Annotated in this window: 12 protein-coding genes; 9 read left to right on the top strand and 3 right to left on the bottom strand. The window is 47.0% G+C overall.

Features of this window, described 5'->3' with window-relative positions; genetic code table 11:
- Positions 1-549: 549 nt before the first annotated feature.
- The 5 genes from MiSe_RS26340 (at position 550) to MiSe_RS26320 (ending at position 8,597) form a co-directional block, all read left to right on the top strand.
- Complete coding sequence (locus MiSe_RS26340) at positions 550-813, top strand: hypothetical protein (protein ID WP_226586178.1); 264 nt, start codon at positions 550-552, stop codon at positions 811-813.
- A gap of 112 nt (positions 814-925) precedes the next feature.
- A complete protein-coding gene (locus MiSe_RS26335; protein ID WP_226586177.1) occupies positions 926-1,282 on the top strand; it encodes a hypothetical protein in 357 nt (118 codons plus the stop codon).
- Between the two features lie 1,216 nt (positions 1,283-2,498).
- Complete coding sequence (locus tag MiSe_RS26330; RefSeq protein WP_226586176.1) at positions 2,499-4,475, top strand: pentapeptide repeat-containing protein; 1,977 nt, start codon at positions 2,499-2,501, stop codon at positions 4,473-4,475.
- 963 nt (positions 4,476-5,438) lie between these two features.
- Positions 5,439-7,763 (top strand): calcium-binding protein, encoded by a 2,325-nt coding sequence (locus MiSe_RS26325; protein ID WP_226586175.1) that lies wholly within the window; start codon positions 5,439-5,441, stop codon positions 7,761-7,763.
- Between the two features lie 576 nt (positions 7,764-8,339).
- The gene (locus tag MiSe_RS26320) at positions 8,340-8,597 is read left to right on the top strand and encodes a hypothetical protein (protein WP_226586174.1); all 258 of its coding nucleotides are present in this window, start codon (positions 8,340-8,342) and stop codon (positions 8,595-8,597) included.
- A gap of 171 nt (positions 8,598-8,768) precedes the next feature.
- Here MiSe_RS26320 and MiSe_RS26315 read toward each other — a convergent pair whose 3' ends face one another.
- Positions 8,769-10,178 carry a HEAT repeat domain-containing protein gene (locus MiSe_RS26315; RefSeq protein WP_226586173.1) on the bottom strand — a complete coding sequence of 470 codons (1,410 nt, stop codon included), beginning with the start codon at positions 10,176-10,178 and terminating at the stop codon, positions 8,769-8,771.
- Between the two features lie 352 nt (positions 10,179-10,530).
- The gene (locus MiSe_RS26310) at positions 10,531-11,001 is read right to left on the bottom strand and encodes a QcrA and Rieske domain-containing protein (protein WP_226586172.1); all 471 of its coding nucleotides are present in this window, start codon (positions 10,999-11,001) and stop codon (positions 10,531-10,533) included.
- A gap of 595 nt (positions 11,002-11,596) precedes the next feature.
- On the opposite strand from MiSe_RS26310, the gene MiSe_RS26305 reads away from it, so the two are divergent.
- From MiSe_RS26305 to MiSe_RS26290, 4 genes are all read left to right on the top strand, one after another.
- Complete coding sequence (locus tag MiSe_RS26305) at positions 11,597-12,955, top strand: CmpA/NrtA family ABC transporter substrate-binding protein (RefSeq protein WP_226586171.1); 1,359 nt, start codon at positions 11,597-11,599, stop codon at positions 12,953-12,955.
- Between the two features lie 137 nt (positions 12,956-13,092).
- Entirely contained in the window at positions 13,093-13,938 is an 846-nt protein-coding gene (gene ntrB / locus MiSe_RS26300) for a nitrate ABC transporter permease (protein WP_226586170.1), read from the top strand.
- 70 nt (positions 13,939-14,008) lie between these two features.
- Positions 14,009-16,090, top strand: a complete 2,082-nt coding sequence (locus MiSe_RS26295; protein ID WP_226586169.1) for an ABC transporter ATP-binding/substrate-binding protein — start codon at positions 14,009-14,011, stop codon at positions 16,088-16,090.
- A 191-nt stretch (positions 16,091-16,281) separates the two neighbouring features.
- On the top strand, positions 16,282-17,130 hold the full coding sequence (locus tag MiSe_RS26290) for a nitrate ABC transporter ATP-binding protein (protein ID WP_226586168.1): 849 nt from the start codon (positions 16,282-16,284) through the stop codon (positions 17,128-17,130).
- Positions 17,131-17,145: 15 nt separating this feature from the next.
- Here the strand turns inward: MiSe_RS26290 and MiSe_RS26285 are convergent.
- Positions 17,146-17,334, bottom strand: a 189-nt coding sequence (locus MiSe_RS26285; protein WP_226586167.1) for a hypothetical protein, incomplete at its 5' end; no start/stop codon positions are given.

Here is a 17,334-nt window from a genome sequence, read left to right as displayed (position 1 = left end):
AGAATAAAACTGCAATAGTTTGCCAAAAGCAATCGTGAATCTCACAGGGAGGTGGAAGAGGCGAGGGTGGCTCGCCTCTTCCACTCTTTTGCCTGATTATCTCAAAGATTGAGCATCTGAGTTAATATTTTTATATATAAAATAAATACCAGCTAGATTTCAAATTGAGCATTCAGTTATTTTTACTTGATTTACCCGCAGATACTTAGTTATCAAATTTAAGGTTTTCTTAAGCGGGGTGAATTCAAATAATGTTATATGATGCGATTAAGCGAAAATCGGATTGTTTCCCAAAAAATTGGCTGAAAAAATCGCAGCATCAGGGTTGACAAAAAAGGTAGTAATGTCAGAGATTTTACGATTTGACCAAAGGGTGTAAATCGTATTTGTTAATGATTTGACGAGGAATTTATGAGCGATATCGATATTTTGCATCTGAAACAAGAAAGGCTGAAACGGGCAAAAGCAGGTTATACGACTCCCTAGGTAGATTTTAATGAGATCGCGACGCTGATCGGTGGAGAGATCAAGCCTAAATCCGGCGATTTAGTGCTAGTCAGAGTAGATGAAATTGGTCAGCATGAACGTCTAGAACAAGGCGATGGACGCAAAGGAATCATCTTTCCCGGTGACGAATTAGTCCTGTGCTATGGAAATCGCTATGCTCCCGACCAATTTGAAGCCGAAGTTCCAGAAGATTTATCACCCTGTCATCTAGCAGCAGCGGGTGGGATAGCCGCAAAAGTCCTCTCGCAACATGTCGATATGGAAATGCCCACCGCAATTACTCCGATCGGTTTATTAGGAGATTGAGGCGTTATGGCAAGCAGATGGTTCTTTTAATAACCCGCATCAGGGACGCGAACATCAACACCACAATATTGACGCCGGAGTCGCCCTTCTGTTTTGGGCATCTCTATATCAAATGAATCCCACTCAGCAGAGGTTAGATAACTGTCGCCAAAGCTTCTCCTATTATCGAAAATATCACCTGGCTAATCGTCATCCCGCCTTTATCCCCTGGCATAGCCAAGCCTATGCATTGCTATTCGACGCGACTGGCGACCCCATATTCCGGGATTTTGTCTTTGAGATGAACGACTGGCTATTGCCCATACAACAATGGGATCGGCTGCGCTCCCTGGATTTGCGAGGTCGATTTTACGATGCGACATACCCGGAATATGGCTTATCCCAGGCGGCAGCCACTGGGAATTATTTGCCAGCTTTAGCACTAGAGAGCGACGCAAAAACAAAGGTTCTCAGAGCGTCGTTTCTCTGAAAAATCGTCGCTTTAGCACTAGAGAGCGACGCAGAAACAAAGGTTCTCAGAGCGTCGTTTCTCTGAAAAATCGTCGCTTTAGCACTAGAGAGCGACGCAAAAACAAAGGCGATCAGATCCTCGTGCGTAAGTCCTGAAGCTGCCAGTTTCAGCGATCGCTAGCAATGCCTGCAACTGCTCGATGCCCAGGGTTTTTTATCCTGGTTTACATACGGGTGACAAGACCTGACCGCATTTCTTGCCCCATTTTCGTATAAATTGATACAACCGCTTGTCATCTGTTTATTTTTCTTTGGTTAATGTTGAGTCTTAGTTACTACTCTATTTTGTTTGTAACGCAATAAAATCAAATAATTTTGACCATCGCTCTAGCCAGCTGCTTTCTAAGATAGTGGATAGAATTGACAAAGAAACAACAGAGAAAAGAGCGAAGCAGACTTATAGTACTCTGAGGCACAACTTGGTATTAATTAGCTCGCAGCAGGCAAGCCGAAAAATTTGTGACTTTTACAACTAAACCCACGAAATCAACCAATTTTGGTAGAGCGCTCGCACAACTTGGGTTAAGAGGAAAAGATTTATAGCTGGTTTATACAACTATGTAATGTTTTATTATCATTCTCAGAATAATGATACATTAAACCGTCTTTTTGTCAAGCCCAGGCTACCCAGATCTGGCGTATGCGATCGCATTTGAAAGTTGCGTCAGTCCTGTCCTTTATATCTTTTGCAAAACAAAACTAGGAAAGTACATTTCACTATTAACCCAGATTTCGCCCCCTCAACTGTCACAATCGGTTTTTACCTGTTTTTATCAAATAATAAAGCTATAAATTATACGTTTATAACGTATATAAACAGAGAAACCCCTGTTTAAAGCCATAATTTATCACTTGAAAAATAGAGTTTTCTGCGTAATTATGCTGTGGGATACCCCAGGGTGCGGAATGTGGGCACCAAAGCCGCGCCAAAAGGTAGCATCTATATTATTTTGGGGGATTTAAAATGATAATTTATTTTCGATTTATAAAAGGTAATAAGATTGTGAGAAAATTCTCACAATCGTTGACAGAAAAAATGAATTTAAGTTAAATAAAGCAGTGATAAAGGGTTAAATTACCGAAGCAAAAAGTCTGTTGTTAGGTTCTAAGTGTTTGAGAAGACATGAGAATCAAAGAAAAAAGAACGTTCAATCCAATAATTCGGGTGCATCTTTATGCCAGTAATCGATCGTAGCTTCGACACAGTAAGCAACGAAAATTTTAATGGTCAGAATTTGAGCGGTCCCAATGACTTTTCTAAGTTTGTCTCTTCTGCGATCGGCGATGTGCAATTCAAAGGCACAATTCTACAGAATGCTGACTTTCAAGCCGCATCCCTGACCAATGTTGACTTTTCGCCTTTCAATTCAGTCAGTGCCGACTTAACAGGCGCGAAGTTTAATCTCACTACCATGAGTAATGTGAATTTTACTCAGGCAAACATGGTGGGTGCAAATATTTTCAAGGCTACTGCTACAGGAATCAACTTATCGGGTGCGAACCTGTCGGGTGCGAATTTGCAGGAAGTCAATTTCACCGATGCAGTTGCGGTGGGTGCAAACCTGAGTGGAGCTGATGCGTCGCTTGCTGTTTTGAAAGGCATCGACCTGACCAGTGCAACCCTGGTTGACACCATTTTTAATTTAGCCGATCTGAGTGGCGAACCCGGTGAAAACAGTAAGTTTAACAACGCCAATGCCACGAATGCCAAGTTTATTGATGCCAAACTCAAAAACGCGGACTTCACAGGTGCGACGCTTACGGGTGCTGACTTCGAGAGTGCTGACATTGAAAGCATCAAGTTTTCTGGCACTAATGCCACAGGTGCTGATTTCACATTAACCAACTTTACCGATGCTTTCCTGGAAAACTCGATCTTTGACCTGGTGAATTTAAGTGGAGCAGCGCTCACCGATACGAGTCCCCTAACACAGAATGTAGCCGCAAATCTGAGTTTCCGGGGTGCCATTATGACTGGCTTCCGGACAGAGGATGTGGTGATTACAGGGTCTAACTTCAGCCCTTATGTCAACGCCAATGGCACTGCAATCCAGACTGATTTAACTCGAGCTATTCTGTCGGATACCGACTTGGACGGAGCGGATCTGCGGGGTGCCATTATAGTGGACTTGATTGCAGAAAATCTGCAATTAGTTGGCGCAAATCTCAATACCTTTGTTTCACCAAATAGCACCTCCTATAGAACGGATCTTTCGGGTGCTGAACTGGTACGTGGCAATCTGACCAATGCCACAGCCATTGGGGCAAAGATGACCGGGATTAACCTGGGCTTTGGCTTGCTGAATGGTGCTAATCTCACAGGTGGCGTTGAACTCAATAACGCTTTTCTGGAAAATACGGAGATCTTTGGCACCAATTTAACTGGCGCAAATTTAAGTGGTGCGAATCTGAAACTCACACAGGGCAATGGATCGACTCTCCTGGTGGCAGCAAATCTCACCGCAGCGGATCTCACAGAAGCCAGCCTCAACAATGCGATCTTGACGGGTGCAACCCTGAGCGGTGCTTCTCTCGAGAAGGCAGATCTGGATGGCGCTAACCTGACGGGTGCAACCCTGAGCGGCATCAACTTTGTGGATGGTTCAGCGGTTGGTGCCAACTTCACCAATGCCAACTTGTCCAATGCCAACTTCACCAAAGTTGACTTGACCAACGCCGATTTCACGGGGGCAACGGCAACGAATGCGATCGCTCTTTATGTAGGAACCTCAGGTGCTGACATTCTGACCGGCGCTGGCGACAACGATAACATCTTTGGCAACGACGGCGCTGATACCCTCAATGGTGAAGGTGGGAATGATTACCTTGATGGCGGTGCTGGCAACGATCGTCTCCTGGGTGGAGACGGAGAGGATAGGCTCGTTGGTCGAGCTGGTAATGACACGCTCAATGGTGAGGGTGGAGCCGACCGACTGATATTCTCCAGCGGATTTGGAGCCGATACTGTTAATGACTTCAGAAATGGCGCTGACAAGATCGATCTGATCAGCTTTGGCATTAGCTTTAGCAATTTATCCATTAGTGTCGGTGGTGGCAATTCGATTATCACTGCTACAGCGTTTGGTGCTGGCAATAGCATTACTGTTGCTGGTGTAACAGACCTCACTGCTGCTGACTTCCTGTTCGTCTAAAACCGACTTAATTCTGATCAAGGCGGTTTCTCAAGATTTGAGTTTCCAGAGTTGGTTTCTTCCATCCGTCAAACTTGGGCATCCTTTAGATCCATGAGCAAATTGGAGTGGTGTGCCATAGCAGCGGACACCACAATTTCCCGACGCCTCATCCCAAATCCGGCTCGACAACCCCTCTGCTCTTCTTCCTCTTCTTCTTGGTGTTCTACCCAACGGGTGCGCCTCTGAAAGCGTCTATGGCGTCTACCCTACGGGAAGCCACTTCCTGTCTATGGCGGTTCGTTTAAAAACGGGATTATTGAACCGGATTTCGGATCAGAGGTCGTTCCAGGCAAGCGTTCGCATCTGGCAAAACTTTAGCGAAACTAACTCCTTGAAGTAACTGGATCAAGATTCGCTAGTCAAGTTATTGCCAAAAAATGCTGCGGATTTTTTAGTTCTGTTTGCCTTTATATTTTTGGCAAAAATATGAAATTACATCTCACTTTTTAAGTCAATAAATAGCACCTATTCTGGGAATTTAATCCGCGCAAAAAGGTAGCTTATATAGGATTTTCTGCGATGTTGAAATTAATTAAATTTTGAGATGTTATAAAAAACCTATCAGAATCCTTAAAAAACAAAATTTATGCCAGTTAAATAAAGGAGTAATCGAGGGTTAAATAACCGAAAAAAGAAGTCTGTTGTTAGGTGATAATGGTGGGAGAATAACTGACAGCAAAAAGTCAAAAAAACCGGCAATACAACAAGAGCATTACTGTGGATGGTGTAACTTTTATAAAGTGGTGTGACATAGCAGCGGAAACCCCAATTTACGGACGCCTCTTTTGTAGGAACATTGGTGAATATCTTGTGATTGTCTGGCTTCTGAAATCAGCTTTCTTTCGCTGTGCAAATGCCAAGAGACTGGCAACTTTGACTTGGTTTGATTGAAACAAAACCTAAATCAGGAGAATAGTCAACATGGCTACAATTATGGGAACCGAGTTGAGCGACAGAATTACACCTACTTTCATCTCTGACCAGGTGGAGATTGATGGTGTGCCATATTCTGCTGGAGATCCTCTCCCTGATTTGACTGGAAACGATACCATCTCCGCTAGTGAGTTTGATGACGTTATCGTTGGTAGCAGCGGCAACGACACTCTCGCGGGCGGTGATGGTAATGACATCGTCACTGGCGGTGCTGGCGATGATGACCTGTATGGCGATGATACGGAAGGGTTGATTCTGCCAGGTGAACTGATCAACACCGTAGACTACAGCGCAAACACAGCGGCAGTTTTCGTCGATCTAGTAGCGGGCACAGCGACCAGCACTGAATCTGGCAACGACACCCTGACTAATTTTTCCCATGTCTATGGCGGCGCTGGTAATGACACGCTTAATGGTGATGAGAATGACAACCTGTTCAAAGGTGGCGCTGGAAATGACATCATCGCGGGAAGTGATGGCGTTGATGTCGTCGATTACAGCACCGCTGCTGTTGGCGTATCCGTCGATTTGAATAGCACCACCGCTAGGGACGGTCAGGGAGGCAGCGATACCGTCTCTGGAATTGAAGCGGTGATTGGTTCTGCCTTCCATGACACGCTGAGCGGTACGCTCCTGGAAGATCTACTGAGCGGTGGGGCTGGCAACGATGTACTGAATGGACCCGATGGCGCTGATACGCTCAATGGTGGAGCAGGGGCCGATACCGTTGCCAGCGGTGCTGGCAACGACATAATTCAGGTGGGTGCTGAAGGCATTTCTTTTGGGGATGTGCTAGATGGTGGTGCGGATGCTGACACACTCGTCAACATCGGTACTGGCAACCTCGAAATTGCTAACTGGAGTGCCTCCAACAACATCGAAACGATTAATGCAGGTATAACTCCCACCGCGCCTTTGGCAATTGTTGGATTTGAAGAAGGCGTTAATGTCGATAACTTGCTCGATTTCTCGGCAACTAACCTGCTCAATGTTGACTTTGTTGACGGCGTTGCTGGCAACGACACCATCACTGGAGGCGCTGGCGATAGCGAAATCTTTGGTGGCAGTGGCAATGACAGCCTGACGGGTGGCAGTGGCAAGAGTACCATCGAAGGTGGGATCGGCAAGGACACCATCACCGGAGGCGATAGCGATAATCTTCTTGATGGCGGTGCTGATAACGATATCCTCACGGGTGCTGGAACCGGCAAAAATACCCTGATTGGGGGTGATGGCAACGATACTTTGACGGGCGGCGATGGAGATAATACCCTCGATGGTGGGGCAGGGAATGACTCGATTATTGGCGGCGACCAGAAAGATGTGATCATTCTCGCCGACGGTGTTGATACAGCTTCTGCGGGTGCGGGTGACGACACGATTCAAGTTGGCAATGAAGGACTCGCTGCTGGTGAAGCGCTCAACGGCGGTGATGGTGTCGATACTGTAGAAAACATTGGTACGGGTGACCTGAAAATCGCTAGCTGGAACTCGACGAACAACATTGAGCGCATCAGCGCAGATGTGGGTGGTCTGGAACAGGCGATCGTTGGCGATGCCACTGCCAACATCCTAGATTTCTCGGCAACCCAACTAGAAAAAGTCAGTTCGATTAATGGTCTCGGCGGCAATGATACGATTACAGGTTCAACAGGCGATACCAACATCGACGGCGGTGATGGCAATGACAGCTTGATCGGAATTGGCTTCGGCAAGAATACGCTGATTGGCGGCATCGGTAACGATACGCTACAAGGTGGAGACGGCGAAAACACCCTGGAAGGCGGCGCTGGCAATGACAGCCTCACGGGTGGCGACGAAAAGAATTCTCTCGACGGTGGTGCTGATGCCGATATCCTCACAGGTGGAATCAAAGAAGATAACCTGTTTGGTGACAGTGGCAACGATACCCTGAGTGGCGGAGCCGAAAAGGATACGCTCGATGGCGGTGCTGATGCCGATATCCTCAATGGTGAAGCTGGCGAAGACGCCTTGTTGGGGCAAGCTGGCAATGACAGCCTCTATGGTGGTGCTGACAAAGACTTCCTGACAGGTGGTGCTGGCGATGACATCCTCGATGGTGGTGCAGATCTCGATACCTTCATCTTCGAGAGCGGATTTGGCCTAGACCAGATTCCCAGCTTTGAGAATGGTGTAGATTACATCGACCTGAAGGCATTTACTACCACCTTTGATGCTTTGACAGTCACTCAGAGTGGGGTGAATACGATTATTTCCAGTGCAGTCTTTGGCACCGGAAATACTATCACGCTGGTCAACTTTAGTGAGACTAATGTCGATGGGACTGACTGACTGTTCTAATTAGGGCTACCCGCCTAAAGCCGAACATTTAAGGTTGAACAGAGGAGAACAAAGTTCTCTTCTGTTCAACTTCTTTGCGTCAGTTTTGATAAATCAGGACTTACGCAAAGAAACCGGGTTTCTAGGAGCGTCGTGCGTAAGTCCTGTAAATTTTTTTTGATTTTATTTAATGATGAAAAAACCAGCATTGGTTGGCATCTAAATCGAATGCAGAGGCGGGCAAGATGCCCACCCCACAAGAATCTCAAATGCCACTAGCCTTAAAACTAGCTAAGATTTTTTCAGGCTTTTTAGACTCAATATCTTACTAGATCAGCATTTCAGCCTTTTTAGTTATAGCCCCAACCCAAATAAATTAGTAAAACTTATCAACCAGAGTACGGAAGAGCCAGGATTGTGCATCACAGATGGATAATTGGGCTAACCAATCTCACTTTCTCGAACAAGATACCAGTTTTGTTAGCCCTCTGGAAAGTGCCGGGAATTTGGGAAATTATCAAGACATTTCGGGTCTACAAATCATATCATGTCCGCTTGCTTCGGTAGCGTTAGGCTTAGGGTGAGCTCTTGAGCAGGCGATCTCTTGGGCAGATGGGAGGGAAAAAAACAGCTTTTCGCACAATCGACTATATACAACCGATGCAACCAAACATGATATCAGTAGCACAACAGGCAATTTTTTGGGAAATTCAGCACTATGGAACCAGATTTTTGGATTTAATTGGGGAACAGGTACAGGACTTACGCAAGCGCGTGGCTATCACCAAAGTTTCGACCTGGATCTCTAGTTCCCAAACCAACGATTTTTCAGAGAAACTTTGGTGATTTGCGTAAGTGCTAATAGTCAATAAAAAGCTCCCACCCACTGGGAGCTTTTTGGGTTTCCATTGCGGGCTGGCAGATTGTACTACATCAGGAATTACGCAAATTCAGCAGGTGAGCAGGGGGGAACTTACCAATTAGCAATGAGCAATTAGCAATTACCAATTACCCAATCTAAAATCTGAGATGCTCCAGAGCGATTGCAATCCCTTGTTTGAGCGCGGGGGTCAAATTATGATTAGCGACCAGAGCCTCTAATTTTGGCGCGACCCCAGAGAACTTTTTTAACGCTGCGATGGCGTGCCATTTTACACCCTCATCCCCATCTGCCAACATTTGAATTAGCGAATCAATCGCCGCCGGATCTTTCAGATGCCCCAAACTCGTTGCCAAGGCTTGTTTCAGTCTAGGATGTTGAATCTTCGGATAGTTAGAATTCAAGGCATCGAGCAAAATCTTAGCAGCGAGCCGTACTACATCTGGCTTTTCTACGCGCCCCAAAACCGCGATAATTTCCTGGCAAACTAAGTCAATATCCCCTGGGACATCAGGCGTTGGTAATTCTCCCCTGCACCCCTGCACCCCTGCACCCCTGCGATCCTGCGATCCATTCCGCTGTGCGATCGCTTGTTGCAAATAAATTAGCGACTTTGGCGTCTCGATCCAGCCGAGACTTCGCACAATTTGAACTTGTAACGATAGCGGCGCGGTTCCCTTTCGCAGCACGGCAAACAAAGCATCGGCGGCGGCGTCTGTTCCCATGCGCCCCAAGGCAATAGCAGCTGCGTTGCAAACTTCCAGATTCAAGTCCCAAAGTTGCTCGCTCAACTGCGCCACCAATTTTAATTCTTCTTGCAATTGCGCCCTTAAACCCAAACCGATGGTGGCTTCCCGCCTGACTGGCGCTGCGGTATCTTTGAGCGCGTCTAACAAAACCGGCGGAATGCGATCGTCGTGAAAGCTGGCGAGCGCTTCTAGAGCTGTTGTTCTAACTGCTACTTCTTTATCTCGGATAACACTGAGCAGGGGTGTAATGGTTTCCGAGTGGCGGATGTGGGAAAGCGCTTTCACTGCCAAAGCTCTGGTTTCGTCTCGCCCCAGCATATCCGTCAAAGCGTCGATTGCTAAGCGAAAAGCGGTAGCATTTTTTGACGATGCACCGAGACTCGCTAACGCCGCTGCTGCCATTGCGGTTAAATCTTCGCTATGGTCAGTTTTGAGAACGTTTACCAAAGCCGCGATCGCTTCTGGAGCGTGGAAATCGCCTAAAATGCGAGCAGCGAACCAGCGTAACTCCCGATCTTCTTCGGCTTCGTCTGCCAAAATATCTACTAAAGGAGCAATCGCAAAACTCCCCAGTCGAGGGAAAACCTTCGCAACTTCCCAACGTTGGTGAAAATCCCCGGTTTCCAGAATTTCTAACGCTAAAGTTAGCAGTAAATTTATATCAGGTAAGGCTTGCTGTTCCCCCCCAGGTGCGCCTGCACTGTTTCTCTTCACCGGCAGTTGTTGCAGGCATTGGTTGAGCAAAGACCAATTCTTTTGCTCAACAGCACAAGCAGCCTGTTCTAGAACGTTCAACATGATCCTTATTTATTTGAGCGAGTTGGATTTTAATAAAAAATCGCCCCTTTCATAGGAGGCGATCGCCTTGTCAATCGGAGGGCTTGGAGTAGGTGCAACACAAAACTGACTCAAAACACGCATAGCTCTCTAACTCGCTTGTTTTGACGTTTATTTCCTGCTTCAGCCAAGGGAGTCGGCTCCTTCTTGTCCACAGGCGTTAATTCCGCTGTTGCTCGACGTACTTGATGTTTTACTGCAAACACCATATTCGGTTCTCCCAGTTGGTTTTTGTAACTTTTACTACTGAATGACTTTTGCGATTCTTATTATGCATGGAAACCATGCTGTTTGATCATATTTGGTGGTTGATCTAGCTGGAGCTGACCAAAACTGAATTACCTTCAATCTTGGCTTGGTAAGTTTTTAGCGGCTTATCCGCTGGACCTGTGACAACGGTGCCATTGGTGGCGAATTTAGAACCGTGACAAGGACAGACAAACTCCCTTGGCTGGGACTTCCAATCTACCGTGCAGCGTAAGTGGGTACAGGTGGGATTAACCGCCACAAGTTGGTTAGCAGCAGCAGGGTTACGGACAACTAAAACCGGGCCAACGCCAGATTGCTTGTTCAGGATTTGACCTTTCTGAGTTAAATCCGCAACCGTACCGACGACGACAAAGCGATCGCTGCGGGGAGAACTGGCTACGGGTGTGTCCGTGGCGGTGTTATTTGTTTGTGCTTGAGTATCGGTGTTGTTAGAGGAACAGGCGGCAAGTGCTACCGGCAGCGAACTGGCTACCCAACCCACACCCACCCAGCCCAGAAAGCTACGACGATCCATAAAAAACTCTCAGCGCTTCTAAATTCAACTTTACCAATTCCCCTGGGTGAAAAAAAAGCAGAGGGGCAAAAGGAGATGGGGAGATGGGGAGATGGGGAGATGGGGAGAATTTACATTCAAATTCCCCTGGAGCACCTTTTGCCCACCTGCCCCTCGACCTCTGCCTCTTTGGTCAATCTTTCTCAAGAATTATATATGTCAAAATTGCATAACATATATGCCTAAACTTCATTTATTGCAATAATTTGTAACTAAAGATACGAAACAATCAATTCAGCGATGGCTTAATTAGACACCAAGGAGGAGCCGAAGCCGGTTTTACTTAACAAAACTCAATAGCTGTTCAGTAAGCGTAACCCCAAGTGATAACGTACCTAAACGCAACCTACTAGCAAAACTATTTACAAATACGACGCTTTCTGCTAAAGGTAATACCCCATCCATCGATTTAATTTGTCTAAGATGCAGAGTAAAAGTATTACCCGCTTGCAGAAAGCCAAAACGAATACTAACTTGCTATCAGATGCAACTTCATACCCTCTAGACAGGGGAAGCTCAGCCGGAAAGAAACCAACTATCGTACAGGTAAAGAAAAATGACCAAGTTTTCCAGACGCAAATTCATCATCACCGCAGGGGCAACAGCAGCAGGGACTCTGTTTGCCCACGGCTGTACTTCAGGGAATAATACTACCGCCAACAATACGCCTGCTGCTAACAATGCACCGGCGGCAACTTCTAGTCCAGTCGTGGCTACCAACGTCAGCGCCGCCGACGCCCCAGAAGTCACGACAGCCAAACTGGGATATATCGCGCTGACCGACTCTGCACCCCTAATTATTGCCAAAGAAAAGGGGTTGTTTGACAAGTATGGGATGAAGGATGTAGAAGTTCTCAAGCAAGCATCTTGGCCCGTTACTCGCGATAACTTAGAAATTGGTTCCACTGGCGGCGGTATCGACGGGGCGCACATTCTAACCCCCATGCCTTACTTTATGACCTTGGGTCAAACCAAGACCAAGCAAGCTATACCGATGTACATTTTGGCAAGGTTAAATACAAACGGTCAGGCGATTTCTATTGGCAATACTTACAAAGATGCCAAGATTGGCTTAGAAGCTAAAGCTCTCAAAGATGCATTCTCGCAAGCCAAATCCAGCGGTAAAGACGAACTGAAAGTTGCCATTACGTTTCCCGGCGGTACTCACGACATGTGGATGCGCTACTGGTTAGCAGCTAATGGCATTAATCCAGACCAAGAAGTTTCGGTAATTCCCGTTCCACCGCCCCAAATGGTGGCGAATATGAAAACGGGAAATATGGAAGCGTTTTGCGTAGGGGAACCTTGGAACGCGCAACTGGTTAATCAGCAAGTTGGTTACACCGCATTGGTAACCGGAGAACTGTGGAAAAACCATCCCGAAAAAGCTTTTACCATGCGCGCAGATTGGGTGGATAAACATCCCAAAGCAGCGAAGGCGGTTTTAAAAGCCGTCATGGAAGCGCAACAGTGGTGCGAAAAGACGGAAAATAAAGAAGAAATGTGCCAAATTCTGTCGCAAGCGAAGTGGTTTAAAGTACCGGCAGCAGATATTATCGAACGCGCTAAAGGCAACATTGATTACGGCGATGGTCGTCCCCCACTGCAAGCAAGCGACTTGCGGATGAAGTTCTGGGCAGATAATGCTTCCTATCCTTATAAGAGTCACGATTTGTGGTTCTTGACTGAAAATATTCGCTGGGGCAATATTCCTGCCAATACTAATACTAAGGAATTGGTTGATAAAGTAAACCGGGAAGATTTGTGGAGAGCAGCCGCTCAAGAAATGGGCGTACCGGCGGCAGAAATTCCTACCAGTCCTTCTCGCGGCGTCGAAACTTTCTTTGATGGCGTTACTTTCGATCCGGAAAACCCCGCAGCTTATTTGGCAAGTCTCAAGATTAAAAAGGCTTAATTAGTTACTAAGATAGGCGAGGCAGAGCCTCTAAAATAGAGTTCCCAGGCAGGAGCCTGGGAACTAGGAAGACAGGCAGGAGCCTGGGAACTAGGAAGACAAACTAAGAACTGACGGCTGATAATTTGGAGGGTTTCATGACTGCTAGAAGCGATCGCAGATATTCAACTAACAACAATCCCCAGCAATTGTTGGGTAGTTGGTTCAAGAAAAACAATAAATATGTCCTGCCGCCAATTGTAGCGATTGCATTCTTTGCGATTGTCTGGCAAATTCTCTGTCCTCCCGGTTCCAAAGGCTTACCAGGCCCGATGCAAGTAATCGCCGATACGTGGGACCCTTACATCATCAATCCTTTCTTTGATAACGGCGGCACCGATAAAGGCTTGGCTTTGCAAGTCTTCGCCAGCTTGCAACGGGTAGCAATTGGCTTTTCTTTATCTGCTATTGTTGGCATCGCTTTGGGTATCGTTATTGGCGTTAATGACTTCGTTTTTCGCGCCGTAGACCCACTTTTCCAAGTGCTGCGTACCATTCCTCCCCTCGCTTGGTTGCCGATTTCTCTCGCCGCCTTTCAACAAAGCAATCCTTCCGCAATCTTTGTAATTTTTATTACGGCGATTTGGCCGATTCTGATTAACACAACCGTTGGCGTACAGAACATTCCGCAAGATTACAGAAACGTCGCCAGGGTTTTGCGTCTAAAAACTCATAAGTATTTCTTGAAGATCGTTTTGCCCGCTTCGGTTCCCTACATCTTTACCGGGCTGAAAATAGGAATTGGTTTATCCTGGTTGGCAATTGTTGCGGCTGAAATGTTAGTCGGTGGTGTAGGAATTGGTTTCTTTATCTGGGATGCTTACAACAACTCGCTGTTGTCCCAAATTATTATCGCGCTGATTTACGTAGGGGTCGTCGGTCTACTACTAGACAGGTTAGTTAGCTTCATCGGCAGCATTATCGTACCGCAAGAACATAAGTAGTTCGTAGTAGGCGCTGCAGCGCCTACTACGAACGCAATTATCAATTAGCAATTAGCAATTAGCAATTACCATGTCTTTCTTCGTAGAAGTCGATCACATTGACCGCGTATTCCCCCTGGCTAATGGCGGCAAGTATATCGCCCTTAAGAATATCGAACTCAAGATTCGTAAAGGCGAGTTTATCTCCTTAATTGGTCACTCTGGTTGCGGTAAATCAACCCTGCTCAATATTATTGCCGGTTTGGATAGACCAAGTCACGGCGGCGTGATTTTAGAAGGTCGCCAAGTGACCGAACCGGGACCGGATCGCATGGTAGTATTCCAAAACTATTCGTTGCTGCCTTGGTTGACGGTACGGGAAAATATTGAATTGGCAGTTGATGAAGTATATGGATCGCAGGCGAAAGGGGAAAGACGCGGAATTATCGAGCAAAGTATCGATATGGTGGGACTGCGCCACGCCGCCGATAAACGACCGGGACAATTATCGGGGGGGATGAAACAACGGGTAGCGATCGCGCGCGCCCTTTCCATCCGTCCTAAACTATTACTCTTAGACGAACCCTTCGGTGCGTTGGATGCTTTAACGCGGGGTAACTTGCAAGAACAGCTGATGCAAATTTGCCAGGAAAGTCACGTTACCTCGGTCATGGTTACCCACGATGTGGACGAAGCGCTGCTATTATCCGACCGCATTGTGATGTTAACTAATGGGCCAGAATCCCACATCGGTCAAATTTTAGAAGTGAATATTCCCCGCCCTCGCCATCGTTTGGAAGTGGTTAATCATCCCGATTATTATCGGATGCGGGCGGAATTAATTAATTTCCTCAACCAGCAAAAGCGGGATAAACGACGCAAGGCCAAACAAGCTGCAGCTGCAAGTGCAACGCCTGTCAAGGAAACTAAACCAGCAAGTGTAACATCTGTCAAGGAAACTAAAGAAGTTGTCCGCAAAGTTTCTAAAGGTGGCAGCGAATTAGAGAAAGTCAAATTAGCCATTGGCTTTTTGCCTTTAACAGATTGCGCGCCGTTTGTAGTCGCTAAAGAAAAAGGTTTCTTTAAAAAACATGGGATAGAAGAAGTCGATTTGGTGCGGGAAAGTAACTGGGATGCGATCGCAGAGGGTGTCGCCACGGGACGCCTAGACGCTGCCCAAATGGTGACGGCAATGCCTCTGGCAATGACGTTGGGCCTTTTTGGCAACGCACCCGTAGCCACCTCTACAGCGATGGTTCTCAGCCGCAACGGTAACGCGATTACCTTAAGCGATAGATTCTACCAACAAGGGGTGCGGACATTAAGCGATTTTAAACGCGCGATCGCACAATCAACGGATAAAGTTTACACCCTCGCCGTCGTTCACGAATGTTCGATGCACAACCTGATGCTGCGCTACTGGCTGGCTTCAGGTGGAATTGACCCCGACCGCGATGTAAACTTAGTCGTCGTTCCCCCACCAGAAATGGTCAACCAACTCAAAGAGGGAAACATCGACGGCTACTGCGTCGGCGAACCTTGGAACTGTCGTGCCGTTTACGAAGGATTGGGTTTCGTTATCGCCACCGACCTGGATATTTGGCCCGGAAACCCGGAAAAAGTACTGGGAGTAAGGGAAGAGTGGGCAAATTATAACCCTCACCTGCACATCGCCCTCGTTAAAGCAATTTTAGAAGCTTGCGAATACTGCGAAGATCGCCGCAATCGGGAAGAGATTATGCAATGGCTAACTCAACCCCAATATGTCGGTGTTCCCGCCGAATATATTCGCCCAGGTTTCTTAGGATACTATCACCGGGGTACGGGTGCGCCGCCCCAACTAATGCCGCGTTTCAACCAATTCCACTTCGAGAATACTAATTGTCCGGGTCGCGCCGAAGGGTTATGGATATTAACTCAACTCGCCCGTTGGGGAATTACCGCCTTCCCGAAAAATTGGATCGAAATTCTCGAACGAGTACGCCGGGTAGACTTATACGGCGAAGCAGCGCGCCAATTAAATTGGTCCGATATGGAACCAGATCGCAAACCCTTTACCCTGTTCGACGGCGTTGTATTTAATCCTGACGATCCGCTAGGCTATCTCAAACGCTTAGAAATCAAACGCGAATTCAACGTTGAAGAAATTTTAGTCGATTCTCAAGCAGCGTAGAAGGGGCTAAAGGCCAGGGAAAGAAATTATTTTTCCACTCCCACTCCCAGTGCGCCACAACATTACCTATCTTCTTCGTTTCTTCTTTCTTGGCGTCCTTGGCTTCTTGGCGGTTCAATAAATAGATATTCTTCCCTAGCCAAACGAGTAAGCCTCCCCACTCCCTATCCCCTAGTCCCTTATTGATAACCATGCAAACATTCAACAGCACTCAAACAGCCTTAAAAAAACAGCAATCGGTACGGAAAAAAGACCCATTTTTAGTAATCGATAGCGTCACTAAAGTTTATCCCACGCCCAAAGGCCCTGCCGTTGTATTGGATGGAATTGACTTAACAGTTTACGAAGGCGAATTTATCTGCTTAATCGGTCACTCTGGCTGCGGTAAATCCACCCTGTTGAACATGGTATCCGGGTTCCAAACACCGACGACGGGAGAAGTGCGACTGCTTTCGCGGCGCATTACCGAACCGGGACCCGACCGCATGGTAGTGTTTCAAAATTACTGTTTGCTGCCTTGGATGACCGCGTTTGATAATGTTTACTTAGCCGTAGACGAAGTATATCCGGAAAAATCCAAAGCCGAGAAAACTGCGATCGCACGCGAACATCTGGAAATGGTCGGACTGGGAGAAGCAATGTACAAGCGTCCCACCCAATTATCCGGCGGGATGAAACAACGGGTGGCGATCGCCCGCGCCTTGGCTATTCGTCCCCAAGTGCTAATTCTAGACGAACCCTTCGGCGCTCTCGATGCCTTAACCAAGGAAGAATTGCAAGATGAACTGTTAGCCATCTGGCGCGAACATCGGGTCACGGTATTAATGATTACCCACGATATCGATGAAGCGCTGTACTTGGCAGATCGCCTCGTAATGATGACCAACGGCCCAGCGGCTAAAATTGGTGAAGTTTTGGATATTCCATTTGAGCGTCCCCGCGAGCGCGAGAAAATTATGGAAGACCAAACTTACTACGACCTCCGCAACTACGCTTTAGACTTCCTCTATCGGCGCTATGCCCATGCGGATGTAGATTAATTATCCCAGGGAACATCAATAGTCTTTGCCCAAAAGGCGAAGATTTTCCACTGCCGTGCCCCGACGACCAATGTTGATATCCCAGGGAACATCAATAGTCTTTGCCCAAAAGGCGAAGATTTTCCACTGCCGTGCCCCGACGACCAATGTTGATATCCCAGGGAACATCAATAGTCTTTGCCCAAAAGGCGAAGATTTTCCACT

Source organism: Microseira wollei NIES-4236, assembly GCF_020521235.1.
Taxonomy (GTDB): Bacteria; Cyanobacteriota; Cyanobacteriia; order Cyanobacteriales; family Aerosakkonemataceae; genus Microseira; species Microseira wollei.
The sequence above is the reverse complement of the archived record's forward strand: the minus strand, read 5'-3'. Positions and strand labels throughout refer to the sequence as shown.

Coding starts and splice junctions, on each gene's coding strand:
- MiSe_RS26335 (WP_226586177.1), top strand. CDS start 926: ATGAATCCCACTCAGCAGAGGTTAGATAACTGTCGCCAAAGCTTCTCC.
- MiSe_RS26330 (WP_226586176.1), top strand. CDS start 2,499: ATGCCAGTAATCGATCGTAGCTTCGACACAGTAAGCAACGAAAATTTT.
- MiSe_RS26325 (WP_226586175.1), top strand. CDS start 5,439: ATGGCTACAATTATGGGAACCGAGTTGAGCGACAGAATTACACCTACT.
- MiSe_RS26315 (WP_226586173.1), bottom strand. CDS start 10,178: ATGTTGAACGTTCTAGAACAGGCTGCTTGTGCTGTTGAGCAAAAGAAT.
- MiSe_RS26310 (WP_226586172.1), bottom strand. CDS start 11,001: ATGGATCGTCGTAGCTTTCTGGGCTGGGTGGGTGTGGGTTGGGTAGCC.
- MiSe_RS26305 (WP_226586171.1), top strand. CDS start 11,597: ATGACCAAGTTTTCCAGACGCAAATTCATCATCACCGCAGGGGCAACA.
- ntrB (WP_226586170.1), top strand. CDS start 13,093: ATGACTGCTAGAAGCGATCGCAGATATTCAACTAACAACAATCCCCAG.
- MiSe_RS26295 (WP_226586169.1), top strand. CDS start 14,009: ATGTCTTTCTTCGTAGAAGTCGATCACATTGACCGCGTATTCCCCCTG.
- MiSe_RS26290 (WP_226586168.1), top strand. CDS start 16,282: ATGCAAACATTCAACAGCACTCAAACAGCCTTAAAAAAACAGCAATCG.